Raw genomic sequence first — 18565 nt, 5'->3', positions numbered from 1 at the left:
ATACCCGGCGGCTCAGTCGGCGGCGTAGGCCGTCAGCTTGCGGTAGAGCGTGGCGCGGCCGATGCCGAGGATCCGGGCGGCTTCGGTGATGTTTCCCCCCGTCTTCTTGACCGCGCGCTCGATGGTGAGCCGCTCGACCTCCCGGAGATCGAAGAGGTCGGGTGGGAGCGCTGCTTGCGGCGCTCTCGTGGGCGCGAGCGCTGGAACGACGTCGCTCTGCTTGCCCCGCCAGAGCTCGTGCGGCAGGTGCCCGAGCTCGATCTGCTCGCCGTCGCAGCAGAGCAGGGCGCGGTGCACCACGTTGCCGAGCTCGCGGACGTTCCCCGGCCATTCGTAGGCCATCAGGGCCTCGAGGGCCTCCGGGCTCACCCGCGCGACGTGTTTCTTCGTGTCCGGCGCGAGCTTGTGGAGGAAGTGAACGACGAGCTCCGGGATGTCGCTGGCGCGTTCGCGGAGCGGCGGGACGTGGATCGGGAACACCACCAAGCGGTAGTAGAGATCTTCGCGGAAGCTACCCTGGGCCACCAGCTCGTCCAGCTTGCGGTTGGACGCGCAGATCACCCGCGCGTCCACCGGAATGTCGGTGCGACCGCCGACGCGCTGGATGGTGCGCTCCTGGAGCGCTCTGAGCAACGTCGTCTGGGTGCTCGCGCTCATCTCGCCGACCTCGTCGAGGAAGAGCGTGCCACCGTGAGCCTGCTCGAAGCGCCCGCGATGCTGTGCTTGGGCGCCGGTGAAGGCGCCGCGTTCGTGTCCGAACAGCTCCGAGGCCTGGAGGCTTTGGGGAATGGCCCCGCAGTTGAGCGCGATGAACGGGCCCGCGTGACGCCTGCCGGACTCGTGGATCGCGCGGGCGACCAGCTCCTTGCCCGTACCGCTCTCGCCGAAGACGTACACTGGGACGTCGCTCTCGAGCACACGCGCCACCTGATCGGAGAGCAGGCGCATCGCGGGGCTCGAGCCCACGAGGGCGCCGAGCGCCCGGGTGCCGCGGAGCTCGGTCTCGAGGCGCCGCACCGAGAGCGCGAGGTGTCGGCGCTCGGCGGCGCGCCGGACCGAGCCGAGCAGTCGCTCGCGGTCGAGGGGCTTGGTCACGTAGTCGTAGGCGCCGGCGCGCAGCGCCCCGACGGCCGGCTCCACCTCCTGGGACGCGGTGACCATGACGACGGGCAGCTCGGCGTCTCGCGCCAAGAGCTGCTTCATCAGGTCGAGGCCCGAGCTGTCGCCGAGGCCAAGATCGACGCAGGCCGCTGCCAGCTCCGTCGGATCGGCCGCCAGGGCGCTGGCGGCGTCGGCGTGCTCCACCACCTCGTAGCCCTCGCCGCCCAGCCAATGGCGGAGGATGCGGCGCGCGGTCGGGTCGTCATCGACCACGGCGACCACCCGCCTGCGGTCCATCTGCATGGACGTGATGGTACCATTTTGAGACACAGGAGACGCCCCCTCGGTACCGGACTCCGCCAAAGCCGCGCTATTCGTCTCAGATCGAGCCATGAGGCGGGATCCGAGCACGGGACGTGCCACCCCCTAGTGCGCCGCCGCCGGGTCCGGGCTCTCGGTGTCGTCGGGGTGCTCGGGCTCCGGTGGCTTCTGATTGAAGACGCCGCTCGGCAACTCGTGCCGCATCTTCTTCTTCTTCACTTCCAGGTAAGACTGGCTGAAGGGATTGGCCGCCACGAGCATCGGGAGCCGCTCGGTGACGCTGATCCCGAGGGCGGAGAGCGCGTCGACCTTGGCCGGGTTGTTGGTCATGAGCACGACGGACTCGACGCCGAGCTCCCTGAGGATGGCCGCGGCGACGTCGTACTGCCGGGCGTCTACCGGGAGGTGGAGGCGCTGATTCGCTTCGATGGTGTCAGCGCCTTCGGCCTGGAGGGCGTAGGCCCTTATCTTGTTGGCCAGGCCGATGCCACGGCCCTCCTGCCTCAGGTAGAGGATGACCCCGCGACCCCGGCGCGCGACCTCGGCCTGCGCGCGCTCGAGCTGGCCCTTGCAGTCGCATTTCAGCGAGGCGAACACCTCGCTCGTCAGACACTCCGAGTGGACACGCACGGCCACGGCGCGCTCGCCCCGAACATCGCCCATGACCAGCGCGAGGTGCTCGTCGGACAGGCTGGGATCGGCCTTGGGATCGTCCCAGCGGTAGACGTGGAGCTCGAACGTGCCAAACCGGGTCGGTAGCGGCGCCGTCGCCAGATGCTCCAGATGGCAGCCCCCCGCCTGGGATTCAGTCGGCTTCGTCATGTGAGTGCGGTGCGGCCCGGGAAGCGGATCGTGAGGTTTCGCTAGGGCCTGCCCAAACCTGTCCGCAGCATGGGGCCAGGTCCCAGGACGGTCAAGCGCCGCGGGCTCGCGCGTCCGCTGCCCGTGGCCCACGAGCCGCACACAGCTCGAGGATCGCGTGCTCCAGGACCGCCTGCGGTGGGCGCTTCGAGCCGCCTTTCAGCGCGAGATCCAGCCCCGCCAGAGTTTCGAGCCACGCTTCGAGCTCCGGGCGCGACACGCGCTGGACCTGTTTGGCGAGGTCGCGGGCCTTGAACGGTGGCGCGCCGGCGCGCTTGGCGGCGTCCTCCGGGCTGGCTCCGGCGCGGGTGGCCGACTCGAACTTGAGCAGCTGGCGCGCGGACCAGGCCAAGACCCCGACCAGGCGCAGCCCGCGGTCCGACGGGTCGTACACCCTGCCGAGCGTGCTCAGCGCGGCACCTGCGTCGCGGCGTCCGACCGCGTCGACCAGCTCCCACACCGTGGTCGGTCGCAGCCGGACCACGCACTCCGCCACGTGGTCCTCGGTCAGCTCCACGCCCTTGCCGGCGAACAGACACACTCGCTCCACCGCGTCCGACACCGCACCCAGGTCTGGGCCAGCGAGCTCGGCGATCAGATCGGCGACCCCTGGCGCGGCGGTGTGTCCTCGCTCGCGTGCTGCCCGCGTGATCCAGCCCGGCAGCGAGTCGCGTGACAAGGGCTCGCACGCGACCAAGAAGCCTTTCTTCTGCGCGCTCAGGTACAGGCGGCGGCGCTTGTCGAGCTTCCCTGCGACCAACAGCAGCACCGTGCTCGGCGACGGGTCGTCGAGGTAGTCGGCGAGCAGATCGAGGGACTCGGCGCTCGCCTTCTTTTCGCCCTGCGCGTCCCAGCGCTCGAGCGAGCGCAAGACCACCAGCCGGCGCTTGGCGAACATCGGCAGCGTGCGCGCTGCCGCGAGGACCGCTCGCGCGTTGGTCTCCCCGGCGACCATCTGGTCCTCGTTCAAGCCCGGAGTGCCGCCGGCGAGGGCAGCGTCGCGCAGCGCGCGCACGACCTCGCTCGCGAGGTGTCGCTCCTCGCCTGCCACCAGGTAGACCGGGCCGAGCTTGCCCTCTCGAGCCTGTGCCAGCGCTTGCTCCGGGGTCACGCATCGGCTCTGGCACGCCCGAGGCCCGGCGGAAACCTCGAAAATATACTATGACCCCGTCCCGTGTCCGCCCGCCGTGTCGATGGCTCCTCGCACCTCGGCGCTCGTTCGCGGAGCACGCTGGTCGTGATCGGGAATTTCGACGGCGTGCACCGCGGACACCAAGCGGTGCTCGCCTCGGCCGTCGCCGAAGCCCAGACGCTCGGGCTCGAGCCGGTGGTGTTGACCTTCCACCCGCACCCGGTGGTGGTGCTCGGACGTGGCGTCCCCAGTGTGCTCACCACCATGGCGCGTCGGGTCGAGCTGATGGGGCGCGCCGCGGCGGGCCTGACCGTCGTCGTGCAGCCCTTCACTCGGGAGCTCTCGGAGCTCAGCGCGCGAGAGTTCGTCGAGCGGCTGTTGCTCGGGGATCTCGGCGCCGCCGCCGTCGTGGTCGGCCAGAACTTCTGCTTCGGGCGGGGCCGGCAGGGTGACGTGGCGCTGCTCGGCGAGCTCGGCAGAGAGCTCGGCTTCCGCGCGCGTGCCCACGCGCTCGAGGGGGACGCCAGCGGCTCGTACTCCAGCAGCCGGGTGAGGGGTGCCATCGTCGCCGGCGACATGGCCGAAGCCGAGCGCATCCTGGGTCGCCCGCACTCCATCTCGGGCAAGGTCGAGCGCGGCGACGCGCGCGGCCGGAGGATCGGCTTTCCGACGGCGAACCTCGGCGCCATCGCGGAGCTCGGACCGGCGAGCGGCGTGTACGCGTGCCTCGTGGATCGCGTGCACGCGGACGGCAGCGCGCGGGCCCTCGGCCTCGCCGTGACGAACATCGGCGTCCGGCCGACCGTCGGAGCCGGGCCCAGCATCGAGGCGCACCTCCTGGACTTCGACGGCGATCTGTACGGCGCGGCGCTCAGGCTGCACTTGGTCGCCCGGCTGCGCGAAGAACAGCGCTTCGATGGGCTCGACGCGCTGGTCCGGCAGATCCGGCTGGACGTGGCAAGGGGCCGGGAAATCCTCGCGCTCCGCGCGCCCGATCCGCGGGCGAGTGGGGCGTGGAGCTGAGCTCCAACGTCGGGTAGAGTCGCTTCGCAGTGTCCACCCGCAGCGAGCTCGAGACCCTGACCCGCGACGGGCTCATCGAGCGCGCGCGTCGCCTGGGCGTACCCCGCCCAGAGGTGATGACTCGGGTGGAGATGACCGACGAGATCATCCGGCGCCAGGAGACGGACGCCGCCGCGCGCCGGCGCGCTCGCGGCTGGCTCGGTGTCGCGCGGGATCTGGTGGCGAGCCTGATCGAGCAAGGGCTCAACATGCCGGACGCCGCGGAGCTCGTGCGCCAGGGCGTCACGCCGACGCGCGTCCAGCACCAGGCTCCCGTGGCGACCGTGACCCTGGCGGAGATCTACGCGGCCCAGGGTCACGTCAAGCGCGCGCTCGGCATGCTCGACCAGGTGCTCGACAAGGAGCCCGACCACGCCGCGGCGCGGGCGCTGCGTGATCGGCTCGGCTCGAGCCGGGTCGCGCCGATGCGGCCGGTGGATCCCGAGGAGCCCGAGGAGCCTTCGCTCGACGCATCCCCGTCGTCGTCGGCGTCCGAGGCCGAGGCCACACCTGCAGCCGAGCCCGTGCTCGAGGTCGCGCCCGCGCCCGAGCCTGTGGTCGAGCCCGCACCCGCACCCGAGGCCACACCGGTGCCCGAGCCTGTGGTCGAGCCCGTGCCCGAGGCCGCGCCCGCAGCCCAGCCCGTGCCCGAGGCCGCACCCGCAGCCGAGCCTGTGCCCCAGCCCGCGCCTGCCGCGCCCGCTCCGGTCTTCGAGGCGCATCCCGAGCGCGATCTGCTGGTGCTGGTCACCGGCCCGCGCGGCGTCTCCGCGTTCTGGGACCTGTCGGACAAGACCCGTGCGCTCGGCGTCGAGCGCCGGCTGGTGCTGCGCGTGTGCGCGCTCTCGCCGAGCTTCGGCGGCGCGAAGAAGATCCAGCGGGACGTCGGCGTGGAAGCGCCGGTGGGCTCGCTCGCGCTGCCCGGGCTCGGCGCCGACGCCGTCGTGCGGGCTACCCTGGGCTACGAGCGAGGCGGGGAGCTGGCGCCGTTGGTGATCGCCTGCGTGGTGGGAGCCGAGGGCGGCGAGCTCACGTTCTGCCCCATCGGTGCGCCGCCGCCGGACCCGCGGAGCCTCGCGCGCGCAGAGCGCGCGTGCGCCTGAAAGATCGCACGCAACCGAGCCTCTGCTCCGCCCGAGCAGCGGGGCATGACGACGAAGGTGTTTGCTCGGGTTTGCGTGTTCGGCTTGTGCGCGTGTCTGACGAGCCGGAGCGCATTTGCGTCCAGCGGCTCGCTCGAGCTCTCATTGTCTGGAGGCTGGGTCGCGCGGGCCGACGGCCGACGCGAGCTCGTCGCCATGCTCTCGCTCGACATCCCGACCGCGCGTGTGGCGCGTCCCAAGCTCGCAGAGGCGGCGCCCGCCAAGGCCCCGGAGCCGTCGAGGCCGCGGGCCGCGCTGGTGGTGGTGACTCCGGCGTTTGCCCAGTCCGTGGTCCGCGCAGCGCTCCGCGCGGCGGGTCGCTCCCGCGCCGACGCTCGCTTCGGCAGCCTGGCGTCGCGAGCACGCGCCTCGGCTGCCCTGCCGGAGCTGCGCCTCCGGGCGGCGCGCACGACCGACGAGTCGCTGCGCCTGGCGCCGACGACCACCGATCCGTACCGCTACACCCAGGCGGGGGGAGTGAGCATCGAGCTCGAGGCTCGGGCCACCTGGAAGCTCGACCGGGCGGTCTTCGCCGACGAGGAGATCCAGGTCGAGCACCTGCGCCGGCTGCGGGCGCAGCAGGACGCGCGTCTGGTCGAGGACGTGCTCCGGGCGCTGTTCGCCTGGCAGCGGGCGCTCTCCGGGGCCACCGATCCGGAGCTGCCCCCGGAGGAGCAGGAGCTGTCCGAGCTCCGAGTGATCGAGGCGGAGGTTCGACTCGACGTCCTGACCGGCGGCTGGTTCTCGCCTCGCGCGCCGGCGCTGCGCAAGAACGCCCTTTCCCGGAGGCGCCGCTCGGAGTAAACCTCCGCCTGCCATGGCCATCGTGGTTGCCGAAGTTCGCGGCGTTCTCCAGGACCTCCAAAGGCGTGTCGATGCGCTAAGGGGGTCTCTTTGACGTCCCTGCACTAAAGCGCGAAATCGACGAGCTCGACACGCTCTCCGCAGCGCCCGACTTCTGGGGCGACCAGGCGAAGGCGCAGGCGCTGTTGCGCAAGCGCGCCCTCGCCGCCGAGAAGCTCTCGGGTATCGAGGCGCTGAGCAAGGACGTGAACGACGGCGTCGAGTTCCTGGAGCTGTGCGCTTCGGAGAACGACGAGGCGGCGCTCGCCGACGCCGACCAGCAAGCCAAGGCGCTGGCCGAGCGCGTGCGCAAGGCCGAGCTCGGGCGCATGTTGAGCGGCCCGGCCGATCACGCCAACGCCATCGTGAGCATCCACCCGGGGACCGGCGGCACGGACGCAAAGGACTGGGCGGAGATGCTGCTCCGCATGTACACCCGCTGGTGCGAGCGGCGCGGCTTCAAGACCGAGGTCATCGACTACCAGGTCAGCGACGACGCCGGCATCGACGGCGCGTCGTTCACCGTGAGCGGCCCCAACGCCTACGGCTATCTCCGGGCCGAGGTCGGCGTGCACCGACTGGTCCGCATCAGCCCTTTCGACGCCAATGCGCGCCGTCAGACCAGCTTCGCCGCCATCGAGGTCACGCCCGACATCGAGGACGAGATCAACATCGAGGTGAAGGACACGGATCTCGACATCACGACCATGCGTGCTGGTGGCAAGGGTGGGCAAAACGTCAACAAGGTCGAGACAGCGGTGCGCATGAAGCACATCCCGAGCGGCATCGTGATCGTTTGTCGCGCGGAGCGCAGCCAGCACCAGAACCGCGCGATGGCGCTCAAGATGCTGAAGGCCAAGCTCTACGAGCTCGAGCTCCAGCGTCGCGAGAAGGCCCAGGCCGACTACGAGGCCGCCAAGACCGACATCGCCTGGGGAAACCAGATCCGGTCCTACGTGCTCCAGCCCTACCAGCTGGTGAAGGATCTGCGCACCGAGCACGAGACCGGCGACGTCCAGCGCGTGCTCGACGGGGACCTCGACGACTTCATCGAAGCTTACCTGCTCCAGAACGCGGACAAGGGCCACAAGGCCGGCTCGATCCCGCCCAGGCTCTCCTGAGGAGAACAGATGCTCGTCTCCATCCACTACTGCCACGCTTGAAACTACAAACCACGGGCCGCGAGTCTCGCGGCCGCCATCGAGAAAGCGAAGGGCGCAGAGGTGAAGCTCGTCGTGGGCAAGGTCGGTCAGTTCGACGTGGTCGCGGACGGCAGGTTGGTGTTCTCCAAGGCCGCGGCAGGGCGCTTCCCGGAGCACGAAGAGGTCATCGCCGCGCTCTGACTCGCCGGAAAATTTGCGCCACGAACCCAACGACGCCACGCAACGCACCCGAACCATGACACGGGCGCGCTGCCCGGTACGGCTCGACTCCGCCCCGGTGGACGCCCACGCCGCCCCGCGCTAGACGCCCGGCCCCGATGTCCGAAAAGCCCGATGCGGAGGCGAGCGCCTCAGGTGAGAGCGGCGAAGAGGGCTTGATCCAGGCGCGCCGCGAGAAGGCGGCGCGGGTCCGCGCCCGCGGCGAGAACCCGTTCGCGAACGACCTCGACCCGAGCGACCGCATCTCCTGCCGCTCGCTCCGGGAGCGCTTCGAGCCGGCGCTGCTCGAGCCGAAGCACGAGCTGCGCTACGACCCCGAGCGGGTCGCAGCCCTCGGCGGCGACGACGAGCACCACGTCGCCGGGCGCCTGATGGCACGGCGTGGCTTCGGCAAGGCCTCGTTCCTGCGCCTGCGCGACGGCAGCGGGGAGCTCCAGCTCTTCGCCAAGCAAGACACGATGGGCGCGGCCTTCGCGGCCCTCGACGACGTCGACGTCGCCGACCACGTGGAGGCCCGCGGCCGCCCGATGGTCACCAAGACCGGCGAGCTCAGCCTGGAGCTCCAGTCCCTGCGGCTCTTGACCAAGGCGATGCGCCCGCTCCCCGACAAGTGGCACGGGATGAGCGACGTGGATCTGCGCTATCGCCGCCGCTACGTCGACACCGTCGCGAACCCCGACGCCGCCGCGGCGCTCCGAGCGCGCTCCGCCATCGTGCAGGGGCTCCGGGCGTTCCTCGACGGCGCGGGCTTCATGGAGGTCGAGACGCCCACGCTCCACACAGTGATCGGCGGCGCCGCGGCGCGCCCGTTCACCACTCACCACAACACCCTCGACCTCGACCTCTACCTGCGGATCGCGCCGGAGCTGTACCTGAAGCGCTTGCTCGTGGGCGGCTTCGAACGGGTCTACGAGATCGGGCGCTGTTACCGCAACGAGGGCATCAGCACCCGGCACAACCCCGAGTTCACGATGCTCGAGTTCTACATGTCGTACGCCACGTACGGCACTTTGATGGACCTGACCGAGCAGATGTTGCGCTCGGTGGACGGGTTCCTGGAGGAGCGCTTCCGCCAGACCGGGCAGCTTCCTCGCTACCAGAGCTGGAAGAACGAGCGCAGCTTCAGCTTCGACGAGCCCTTCGCTCGCGTGCCCATGAAGCAGGCGGTGGCGAGCGCGCTCGAGCGCGCCAACATCCCCTTCGAGCTGTTCGAGCGCATGAGCGAGATCGCCCTCGCGAAGGGCGCCGAGACCGGCCCTGGCAGCGCGGGCGCCGCGCTGGTCGGCGAGTGGGCCAAGAAGAGCCCGCGCGCCAAGAAGATCGACTGGACGAACTTCCGCAAGGGACTCGGCGTCGCAGAGAACGACGGCGAGCGCCTGTTCTGCGCGTACGAATACCTGGCGGAGCCGTTCCTCGCGGAAGATTACCGGAGTAGCGACGGTTCGAAGAGCGTGCCGGTCTTCATCATCGACTACCCGGCGGAGGTCTCGCCGCTGGCCCGGCGCAAGGACAGCGACCCGACGCTGGTGGACCGGTTCGAGCTCTTCGTGGACGGGCGCGAGCTCTGCAACGCCTTCAGCGAGCTGAACGATCCGGAGGACCAAGCGGCGCGCTTCGCCGAGCAGGTGGCCAAGAAGACCCGCGGCGCCGAGGAAACGATGGACTACGACGCCGACTACATCCGCGCGCTCGAGCACGGCATGCCTCCGGCGGCAGGCTTCGGCCTGGGCGTGGACCGCCTGGTGATGATGCTGGCGTGCCAGCCGTCGATCCGCGACGTGATCGCGTTTCCGCTGCTGCGCCCCGAGGCGGACTGATGTTTTGGGCCCCACCTCCGCCCAAGCCCGAGCAGCTCTCGCTGATGGCGAAGCTCTGGCTGATGCTGGGCTTCTCGGGCCGCATCGCCGTGGTGGCCGTCGTCGCGCTCGCGGTCGGCTACCTGGTGCTGAAGGCGGTGCGCCGGTTGGGGCAGAAGGGGCGCCGCAGCCTGCTCTACGTGCTGACCGGACTCTGCCTGCTCGGCGTGCTCGTGCTGGGCGGTTGGGCGGCGACCTTGCCGGAGCACCGCGGGAGCTTCTTCGTGTTCTGGCACCAGGTGGTGCGTGTGGGAGCCTCCCTCTCCGGCACCGGGTTCGTCATCTTCTTCATGGCGTTGGCCCTGCCGCGCTTGCTGGACCGGGTGGAGGGCCGCGGCTTCGTGCCGTTCATCGCCGTGCGCCACGTGCGCGCGAGCAAGAGCGGGTTCCTCACGGTGATCTCGGGCCTGAGCATCGCGGGCGTGGCGGTCAGCGCCTTCGCGTTGTGCGCGGTGGTCAGCATCATGGGCGGCTTCGGCGCCGACCTGAAGCGGAAGATCCTCGGCAACAACGCGCACATGAAGGTGGAGGCGGGCACCCACGGCGGCTTCGAGGGCGCGGACGCGCTGCTCGGCGAGGTGCGCCTGCTCAAGGGCGTGAAGGCGGCGACGCCGGTCACCGCAGGCGAGGCCATGGCGTCGTCGAGTTCGAACACCGCCGGCACCATCGTGCGCGGCGTCGAGACTTCGAGCATCGGCTCGGTGATCGACCTCGTGCAGAACATCGAGGTTGGGAAGTTCGCCTACCTCGACGAGCCGGCGAAGCTCGCCGATCTGCCGCCGGAGGAGGTGATCGGCATCTCGACCGGCGGCGAGGTCTTCCTGAAGGGTCCGCGCGTCAAGTCGTGGATGAAGAAGGATCTGGACGACGACGTCGGCTCCGCCACCGAGCCGGTCTACCCGGGCATCGTCCTGGGGCGCGAGCTGGCCAAGACCCTGCACGTGTACGTGGGTGACGAGGTCACGCTGGTCGCGCCGCTGGGCGATCTGGGCCCCATGGGCGTCTTGCCGCGCAGCCGCAAGTTCCGCGTCGCCGCCATCTTCTACAGCGGCATGTACGAATACGACGCCAGTCACATCTACATGAAGCGGGACGACGCGCAGGAGTTCCTCGACCTCAAGGGGCGCACCACCGCCGTCGAGGTGAAGCTGGACGACGCCGAGATGGTTGGCGTGGTGCGTCCGGAGCTGGAGGCGCTGGTGACCCGCCTGGGCACCGACCTCGCCCGCGAGGACATGAAGGTGCGCGATTGGAAGGAGCTGAACAAGAACCTGTTCAGCGCGCTGAAGCTGGAGAAGATCGCCACCTTCATCATCCTCAGCATCGCCATCGCGGTCGCGAGCTTCTGCATCATCTGCACGCTGCTCTTGATGGTGACGGAGAAGAGCAAGGAGATCGCCATCATGAAGGCGATCGGCGCGAGCGACCGCGCCATCCTGCGCATCTTCATGACCGAGGGCGTGATCATCGGCGGCATCGGCACGGTGTTCGGCGTGATCACCGGCCTCAGCACCGTGCTCGGGCTGCTCTGGTTCGGCGTGCGCCTGGACCCGGACGTCTACTATGTGGACCGGCTGCCCATTTCCGTCGATCCCGTGGACTACACGCTGGTCGCGCTGTCGGCGATGGTCATCACCACCATCGCCACGATATACCCGGCCATCGCCGCGAGCCGGCTCCGGCCCGTGGACGGCATCCGCTACGAGTGAAGGACGTCATGGCAGAACCGCTGGTCATCATCGAGGGGCTCGAGAAGAGCTTCGAGCACATGGGCCGGACCCTGCACGTGCTCAAGGGCATCGACCTCTCGATCAACGCCGGGGAGATCATGGCCATCGTCGGGCCCTCCGGCGCCGGGAAGAGCACGCTCCTGCACTGCATGGGGACGCTGGACCTGCCCAGCGCGGGACGCATCCGCCTGGCCGGCGAGGAGCTGACGACCATGTCGAGCTCGCGCCTGGCGGCGGTCCGCAACCGCGAGATCGGCTTCGTGTTCCAGTTCCACCACCTGCTCCCGGAGTTCAACGCTCTGGAGAACCTGATGCTGCCGGGGCTGATCCAGGGCCGCAGCAAGAAGGAGATGGAGAAGAAGGCGGTGGTCTTGCTCGACGAGGTCGGGCTCTCGCACCGCGCCACGCACCGGCCGGGCGAGCTCTCCGGCGGCGAGCAGCAGCGGGTGGCCATCGCCCGCGCGCTGGTGCTCGGCCCCAAGCTGCTGCTGGCCGACGAGCCCACCGGCAACCTGGACAGCGCGACCAGCGGGGCGATCCACGACCTGTTCTTCCAGATCAACAAGGAGCACGGCACGACCATCGTGGTGGTCACGCACAACTCCGGCTTCGCGGAGAGCATGCCCCGAGTGGTGCGCATGGTGGACGGCCGCGTGTTCAAGGACGACACCGGGCGAGCGCGCCAGCTCTCGGAGCCCGCGGCGGAGGAAGCGCCGGCGGGCTGAGCTCGGGGTCGGGACCGGGGTCAGGGTCGGGATCAGCACCAGGGTCGGGATCAGGATCGGGATCAGAGCAGGAACAGGGTCGGGATCAGGACCGGGACCAGACTCGGCAAGAAGCGTTGCAGGACACCCGCGAGGCCGCAGGCCGAGCACGCGACTACATCATCAGTCTTGCCATGATCAGATCATGATCTGCCACTGAAGCCCGAGTGTGAAATACCCGGCGAGTCCGGGCGCCGGCTGTTCCACCGGCTGGAAGAGTCGCGAGGCGCTGGAGGCGTTCGGCGGAGCGTTGGGAAAGGAATCCGAGGCGCTGGGGCGTTCGGCGGAGCGCGAGAGCAAGCCGGCGCGGAGAGAAGATTCTCTTCCTCGCTTTCCGATTCTTGCGCCGTGCTCGCGCGCGTCAAGGGTTCGCGCGGCTGCGCCGCGCCTCGGGCTCACTGCGTTCGCCCTCGCCCTTGACCCGCGCTGCGCGCGGCGCCGTGGGACGGGCGCTCTCAGAAGAGAGAGCAGAATGGGAGAGCTCTCATGAGGATTCTGGATTCGCTCGAAGACATGGTGACGAACGTGCATCGGCTGGCCGATCGGGTTGCACGGCACGATCGGGACTTAGCGGGGCAGATGAAGCGGGCGAGCAATAGCGCGGCGCTCAACGGCAGCGAGGGAGTCTGGGCCAAGGCCGGCAAGCGCCGCTCGCGGCTCGAGGATGCACTCAACTCGGCGCGGGAAACGCTGATGGCGCTGCGGCTCGCGCGCGCGTGCGGGTACCTGCCAGCGGAGGAGGCGAGCGTCAGCATTCAGTCGCTGGACGGGATCATCGCCGTGCTGTGGGTCCTCGCCTACCGGAGGTGAGCGAGGGGGCAGGCCCGCTCGGGCAGGCGCTCGGGCGGGCCCGCTCTGGGGCCGGGGTTGGGATGAGGATCGGGGTCGGGATCGGGATCAAGATCAGGAACAGGGTCAGGAACAGGGTCAGGGTCGGGATCAGGACCGGGATCAGGACCGGGATCAGGACCGGGATCAGGATCAGGATCAGCGTCAGGGTCGGGATCAGGACCGGGACCAGACTCGGCAAGAAGCGTTGCAGGACACCCGCGAGGCCGCAGGCCGAGCACGCGACTACATCATCAGTCTTGCCATGATCAGATCATGATCTGCCACTGAAGCCCGAGTGTGAAATACCCGGCGAGTCCGGGCGCCGGCTGTTCCACCGGCTGGAAGAGTCGCGAGGCGCTGGAGGCGTTCGGCGGAGCGTTGGGAAAGGAATCCGAGGCGCTGGGGCGTTCCGCGGAGCGCGAGAAGAAATCCCGCGGCTTGCTCCTCGATGATTGCAGTGCAATCATTGATGGCATGGCCAGCATGACGATTCGCAACCTCGACCCCGAGACCAAGGCGCGGCTGCGCCTGCGCGCGGCGCAGCACCAGCGCTCGATGGAGGAGGAGGCACGCCGGATCCTGAAGGCCGCGCTGGATGGGAAGACGCCGACGCCGACGAACCTGGCGGACGCGGTTCGCGCGCGTTTCCGGCGTGTCGGCGGTGTCGAGCTCGAGCTTCCATCGCGTGAGCCCATGCGAGAGCCGCCGAGGCCGCGTCGATGATCGTGCTCGACACGAACGTGGTCTCGGAGTTGATGAGCCCGAAACCGTCCAAGGTCGTGACCCGCTGGGTCTCGCGGCACCCCGCCGCTACCCTCTTCACGACCACCATCACCCAAGCAGAGATCCTCTACGGTGTCCTGCTCTTGCCGGCTGGCCGGCGTCGCAAGACCATCGAAGCGCTGGCCGAGGCGATGTTCGACCAAGACTTCTCCGGACGCGTGCTCGGTTTCGACGGCAACGCCGCGCGCAGCTACGCGGAGATCGCCGTCGAGCGACGGCGTTCGGGTCGCCCGATTTCGCACTTCGACGCGCAGATCGCGGCGATCGCTCGGGCAGCGAGCGCGCCGATAGCGACGCGAAACGTCGCTGATTTCGACGGCTGCGGCGTCGAGGTCGTCGATCCCTGGAGCTGAACCGGATCGCCGTGCGGCTGGGGACGACCGGTGGTTCCGCGCGCGCAGGCGCGGCCGCGCGCCGCCCCTCGCCGCGACGCGTGGGCGCTCCGACGCGCCTCGACGCTCAGCGCGCTCGTTTCATTGGTGCGAATTCAGAGCGCGTTCTTGACCTGCTTCACCAAGTTCGCGACCTGGTTCTTCGTCACGCCGGCGGCGGTGCCGATCTTCTCGAGCACGCCGGCCTCTTTCTTGTCGAGGCCGCCGGTGGCGAACGCGGTGTACGCCCCGAGCAGGAGGCCCGCCTCGGCCTGACCGAGCTCCTTGAGCTTCGCGCCCACGGACTTGGCGCGTGCCTCGTGGCCTTCGCTGCCGATGGCGTCGTTGCACTCGTCCATCATCGCGTCCACTTCCCACTCGACGACCAGACCGCTGGAGAGATCGTGCATCGCCTTGACGATGGCCTCCTTCTCGCCGGCGTCGGCCTCGCCGTCGGCGAGCGCGCACAAGTAGCCCGCCTCCATGGCCTGGCGGTAGACCTGATTCAGCGTGGGGCCGGGCATGACCTTGCGCATCTCGGCCGCAATCTTCTTCAGGTCAGCATCCGTGCGTTTGGCTCGACTCATGATCCCTCCGGGCCCGGGAGCATGCGACGCCGGGCGCTCCGGCCTCAAGCGCTTCGAGAAAGAGCCCGGAAAATGGCCCAATCGCTGCACCGGCTTGGACCGGGACAGACCGCTCGTTCATAATCCGCCCATGCAGCGCAAGCTTTGGGGTGCTGCCGTCCTCGTGGCGGCGGGTTCGCTTCTGACCGTGTCCGCGTGCTCGAGCGCGGGAGGGGGCCCCGGCGGCGGCGCCACGGGGTCCGGAGGTGTCGGCAACGGCGGCAGCGGCGGCAGTGGCAACACCGGCGCCATCACCTTCGGTGGCGGCGGCGGGAGCATCAACGTCGGCGGCAACGGCGCTGGCGGCAGCGGTGGCCAGTTCGTCGGCGACCCGAAGACCTGCGCGCAGGCCGCGCAGGCCAAGACGTACATCGGCTGCGATTTCTGGCCGACGGTGGTGGCGAACAACGTCTGGAGCATCTTCGACTTCGCGGTCGTGGTCGCGAACGCCGGCGACCAGGTCGCCGACGTGGTGGTCGAGCGCAACGGCTCCCAGGTGGCGGCCGGACAGGTGCAGCCCAACGGGCTGGAGAAGTTCTACCTGCCGTGGGTCCCGGAGCTGAAGGGTCCGGACGCGAACGCCACCGGTTCGGCTACGCCGCTCACGCAGACGGTGCGCGCGCCAGGGGGCGCCTATCACCTCACCAGCTCCGTGCCCGTCACGGTCTACCAGTTCAACGCCCTCGAGTACAAAGGCCAGGGCGGACCGCCCGGCAAGAACTGGTCGAGCTGCCCCGGCACGTCGAGCGGCATCGGCTGCTTCTCGTTCTCGAACGACGCCTCGCTGCTCCTGCCGACCACCGCGCTCACCGGCAACTACCGCGTCACGGGGCAGGCCGGCTGGTCCACGATCGGCCTGAACATGGGCCCGTACGTCGCGGTCACCGGCACCGCGGACAACACCGAGGTCAGCGTGCTCACGGGCCTCGCCGGCACCATCATGGCCGGCGGAGGCATCGCGCAGACGGGCCCCGGCGCGGTGCTGAAGTTCAACGTGAACAAGGGCGAGGTCGTGCAGCTGCTCGGCGCCGCCACCGGCGATCTGTCGGGCACGCTGGTCCAGAGCACGGCGCCCATCCAGGTCATCCACGGCATCCCGTGCATCCAGGCGCCCATCGGCACCCAGGCCTGCGATCACATCGAGGAGAGCGTGTTCCCCGCCGAGACGCTGGGTAAGCACTACTTCGTCGCGCCGCCGACGGGCCCGCTCGGCAACGCGCCGGGCCACATCGTCCGCATCTACGGCAACGTGGACAACACCGCGCTCAGCTACCCGAGCGGCGCGCCGGCCAAGGCCCCGAGCGTCATCGGCGCCGGTCAGGTCGTGGACCTCGGCGTCGTCAGCCAACCGTTCGAGGTGGTGGGCGACCACGAGTTCGCCGTGGGTATGTTCCAGCTCGGCGCCCAGATGGTCGATCCAGTGTCGCCAGGGGTGACCCAGAAGGGCGATCCGGCGCAGAGCCTGGCCACCGCGGTCGAGCAGTTCCGCACCAAGTACGTGTTCCTCGCGCCGGACGACTACGACGTCAGCTACGTGGACATCGTGATGCCGGACGGCTCGAACGTGGTCCTGGACGGCTCGGCTCCGGCGGGCACTCCCACCTCGCTCGGCAGCGGCTATTCGATCCTGCGCGCCAAGCTCAGCGGCGGCGTGGGCGGCGCGCACCTCTTGACCAGCGACAAGGCCGTCGGGATCCAGGTGGTCGGCTACGGCAGCTACACCAGCTACCAGTACCCGGGCGGCCTGAACCTGACGCTGATCGCGCCGCCGCCGCCGCCCATCAAGTGAGCAGCTCCCAGAGGTCTTGCTGTCTTGGCATGCAGATCGCGGGCTGCCACTGACGCCAGGACCCACGAGAATACCGGCGAGGCCGGCGCATCCCCGCTACCAGGTGGGCGTTGTCGCGCGGCGCCCCTGCTCGATTCTGAACAGGGGCACGAAGAGGGCAGGGCGTAGCAGCAAGCGCGGGCCACGAGGGTAGAGAACAATGAGATCAGGCGAAGTCAGGCGCGGGCGCTTGGCCTCCCGCCCGGCCTGGTTCATCCTGGCGTCATGCGACGCGGGATGATCGGGGCCATCGTGTTTTGCGTGGGTGCGGCGAGCTTCGGCACGGCCTGCTCGTCCACGGGCGGCGGCGTGGGCGGCGGCGCCATGGGCAACGCGGGTGGGATCGGCGGGGGAGGTGGGAGCGGCGGCCTCAACGTCGGCGGCAGCGGCGCGATCAACGTCGGCGGCGCCGGCACCGGCGGCGGGGGCGGCTTCGTGGGCGATCCGAAGACCTGCGAGCAGGCCGCGCAGGCCAAGACCTACATCGGCTGCGACTTCTGGCCGACGCCGGTGACGAACCACGTCTGGTCGATCTTCGACTTCGCGGTGGTCGTGGCCAACGCGGGCGATCAGCCAGCGAACGTCACGGTGGAACGCGCCGGCGCCCAAGTCGCCACCGACACCGTGGCGCCGAACTCCCTGACCAAGCTCTACCTCCCCTGGGTGCCGGCGCTGAAGGGCGCCGATTTCAGCGCGTGCGGCGAGTGGACGCCTGGGACGAGCAGCATCCGCGCGCAGGACGGCGCCTATCACCTGACCAGCTCGGCGCCCGTCACCGTGTATCAGTTCAACGCGCTCGAGTACCAAGGCAAAGGCGGCCCGCCGGGCAAGAGCTGGGCGGGGTGTCCCGGCAACCAGACCTGCCCGCTCACCTTCGGCCCCATCGGCTGCTACTCGTTCTCGAACGACGCCTCGCTGCTCCTGCCCACGACCGCGCTCACCGGTAACTACCGCATCACCACCATGCGCGGCTGGTCGGACGCCGGCGGCATCCCCATCGACGCGCCGGCGTACTTCGCGGTCACCGGCACCGCCGACAACACCAACGTGACGGTCAAGGTGTCCGCCACCGGCGCGGTCGCTGCGGGCGGCGGGATCCAGGCGACCCCGGCGGGCGGCGTGCTCTCGTTCGGCCTCGCCAAGGGCGAGGTGGTCGAGATCGTCGGGACGGCGACCACCGATCTCTCGGGCAGCCTGCTCCAGGCGACGGCGCCGGTGCAGGTGATCTCGGGCATGCCCTGCGTCTACCTGCCGTTCGCGCAGAGCGCCTGCGATCACATCGAAGAGAGCGTGTTCCCGGCGGAGACCTGGGGCAAACGCTACTTCGTGGTGCCGCCCACCGGGCCCAAGGGCGACGTGCCCGGCCATATCGTCAAGCTCTACGGCAACGTGGACGGCACCCAGCTCAGCTACCCGTCCGGCGCGCCCTCGCTGGCGCCGACCTCGATCAACGCCGGGCAGGTGGTGGACCTCGGGATCGTGAAGCAGGCGTTCGAGGTGGTGAGCCAGAACCACGAGATTGCGGTGGCCACCTTCCAGATGGGGGCCAGCGTGGTGGATCCGGTGACCCAGCCGCCGAACCAGAAGGGCGATCCGGCGCAGAGCCTGGCCACGGCGGTGGAGCAGTACCGGACCAAATACGTGTTCCTGACACCCGACGACTACGACGTGAGCTACGTGGACATCGTGATGCCGGACGGCACCAACGTGGTGCTCGACGGAGCGCCGCTCAGCGCGCCGACCACCTCCCTGGGCAGCGGCTATTCGGTGGCGCGGGCCATGCTCGGGCCCGGGCAGAGCGGGGCGCACCTGCTCACCAGCGACAAGGCCGTGGGCCTGCAGGTCATGGGCTACGGCAGCTACACCAGCTACCAGTACCCGGGCGGCCTGAACCTGACCCTGATCGCGCCGCCGCCGCCGCCGATCAAATGA

General features: G+C 69.7%; 17 protein-coding genes and 1 pseudogene. 13 read left to right on the top strand and 5 right to left on the bottom strand.

Translation table 11 applies throughout. The features are described 5' to 3' along the window. Positions 1-12: 12 nt before the first annotated feature. The 3 genes from HS104_26120 to holA all read right to left on the bottom strand — a co-directional run bounded on the left by HS104_26120 (position 13) and on the right by holA (position 3394). The gene (locus HS104_26120) at positions 13-1404 is read right to left on the bottom strand and encodes a sigma-54-dependent Fis family transcriptional regulator (protein MBE7483441.1); all 1392 of its coding nucleotides are present in this window, start codon (positions 1402-1404) and stop codon (positions 13-15) included. Positions 1405-1527: 123 nt separating this feature from the next. Beyond that, positions 1528-2244, bottom strand: coding sequence for a GTP cyclohydrolase II (gene ribA, locus HS104_26115; protein ID MBE7483440.1), 717 nt, complete (start codon positions 2242-2244; stop codon positions 1528-1530). A 91-nt stretch (positions 2245-2335) separates the two neighbouring features. Next, positions 2336-3394 carry a DNA polymerase III subunit delta gene (holA, locus tag HS104_26110; GenBank protein ID MBE7483439.1) on the bottom strand — a complete coding sequence of 353 codons (1059 nt, stop codon included), beginning with the start codon at positions 3392-3394 and terminating at the stop codon, positions 2336-2338. A 63-nt stretch (positions 3395-3457) separates the two neighbouring features. On the opposite strand from holA, the gene HS104_26105 reads away from it, so the two are divergent. The 9 genes and pseudogenes from HS104_26105 to HS104_26065 all read left to right on the top strand — a co-directional run bounded on the left by HS104_26105 (position 3458) and on the right by HS104_26065 (position 13004). Beyond that, positions 3458-4438 (top strand): bifunctional riboflavin kinase/FAD synthetase, encoded by a 981-nt coding sequence (locus HS104_26105; protein ID MBE7483438.1) that lies wholly within the window; start codon positions 3458-3460, stop codon positions 4436-4438. Between the two features lie 29 nt (positions 4439-4467). Continuing rightward, positions 4468-5580 carry a tetratricopeptide repeat protein gene (locus HS104_26100; GenBank protein MBE7483437.1) on the top strand — a complete coding sequence of 371 codons (1113 nt, stop codon included), beginning with the start codon at positions 4468-4470 and terminating at the stop codon, positions 5578-5580. Positions 5581-5625: 45 nt separating this feature from the next. Further along, on the top strand, positions 5626-6423 hold the full coding sequence (locus tag HS104_26095; protein ID MBE7483436.1) for a hypothetical protein: 798 nt from the start codon (positions 5626-5628) through the stop codon (positions 6421-6423). A gap of 13 nt (positions 6424-6436) precedes the next feature. Next, positions 6437-7583 (top strand): annotated as a pseudogene (locus tag HS104_26090) (peptide chain release factor 2). A gap of 78 nt (positions 7584-7661) precedes the next feature. Further along, a complete protein-coding gene (locus tag HS104_26085; protein ID MBE7483435.1) occupies positions 7662-7805 on the top strand; it encodes a hypothetical protein in 144 nt (47 codons plus the stop codon). A 137-nt stretch (positions 7806-7942) separates the two neighbouring features. Continuing rightward, on the top strand, positions 7943-9661 hold the full coding sequence (locus HS104_26080; GenBank protein ID MBE7483434.1) for a lysine--tRNA ligase: 1719 nt from the start codon (positions 7943-7945) through the stop codon (positions 9659-9661). After that, a complete protein-coding gene (locus HS104_26075) occupies positions 9661-11409 on the top strand; it encodes an ABC transporter permease (protein ID MBE7483433.1) in 1749 nt (582 codons plus the stop codon). The genes HS104_26080 and HS104_26075 overlap by 1 nt, the downstream gene beginning before the upstream one ends. A gap of 8 nt (positions 11410-11417) precedes the next feature. Then, entirely contained in the window at positions 11418-12155 is a 738-nt protein-coding gene (locus tag HS104_26070; GenBank protein ID MBE7483432.1) for an ABC transporter ATP-binding protein, read from the top strand. Positions 12156-12680: 525 nt separating this feature from the next. After that, positions 12681-13004: a four helix bundle protein gene (locus HS104_26065; GenBank protein ID MBE7483431.1), complete on the top strand. Its 324-nt coding sequence runs from the start codon at positions 12681-12683 to the stop codon at positions 13002-13004. Here HS104_26065 and HS104_26060 read toward each other — a convergent pair. Further along, positions 12967-13224 carry a hypothetical protein gene (locus HS104_26060; GenBank protein ID MBE7483430.1) on the bottom strand — a complete coding sequence of 86 codons (258 nt, stop codon included), beginning with the start codon at positions 13222-13224 and terminating at the stop codon, positions 12967-12969. The two genes, HS104_26065 and HS104_26060, sit on opposite strands and share 38 nt — an antisense overlap. A 275-nt stretch (positions 13225-13499) precedes the next feature. On the opposite strand from HS104_26060, the gene HS104_26055 reads away from it, so the two are divergent. Then, positions 13500-13748, top strand: a complete 249-nt coding sequence (locus HS104_26055) for a plasmid stabilization protein (GenBank protein MBE7483429.1) — start codon at positions 13500-13502, stop codon at positions 13746-13748. Continuing rightward, positions 13745-14161: a type II toxin-antitoxin system VapC family toxin gene (locus tag HS104_26050; GenBank protein MBE7483428.1), complete on the top strand. Its 417-nt coding sequence runs from the start codon at positions 13745-13747 to the stop codon at positions 14159-14161. The genes HS104_26055 and HS104_26050 overlap by 4 nt, the downstream gene beginning before the upstream one ends. A 134-nt stretch (positions 14162-14295) precedes the next feature. Here the strand turns inward: HS104_26050 and HS104_26045 are convergent, their stop codons facing one another. After that, positions 14296-14766 carry a TerB family tellurite resistance protein gene (locus tag HS104_26045; protein ID MBE7483427.1) on the bottom strand — a complete coding sequence of 157 codons (471 nt, stop codon included), beginning with the start codon at positions 14764-14766 and terminating at the stop codon, positions 14296-14298. Between the two features lie 130 nt (positions 14767-14896). Between HS104_26045 and HS104_26040 the strand changes: the two genes are divergently transcribed. Together HS104_26040 and HS104_26035 are read left to right on the top strand one after the other, a co-directional pair. Further along, entirely contained in the window at positions 14897-16594 is a 1698-nt protein-coding gene (locus HS104_26040; protein MBE7483426.1) for an IgGFc-binding protein, read from the top strand. Positions 16595-16894: 300 nt separating this feature from the next. Then, positions 16895-18565, top strand: a complete 1671-nt coding sequence (locus HS104_26035) for an IgGFc-binding protein (GenBank protein MBE7483425.1) — start codon at positions 16895-16897, stop codon at positions 18563-18565.

It is taken from the genome of Polyangiaceae bacterium, from assembly GCA_015075635.1.
Classification (GTDB): domain Bacteria; phylum Myxococcota_A; class Polyangia; order Polyangiales; family Polyangiaceae; genus JADJKB01.
This window is presented reverse-complemented; position numbering and strand designations above follow the sequence as displayed.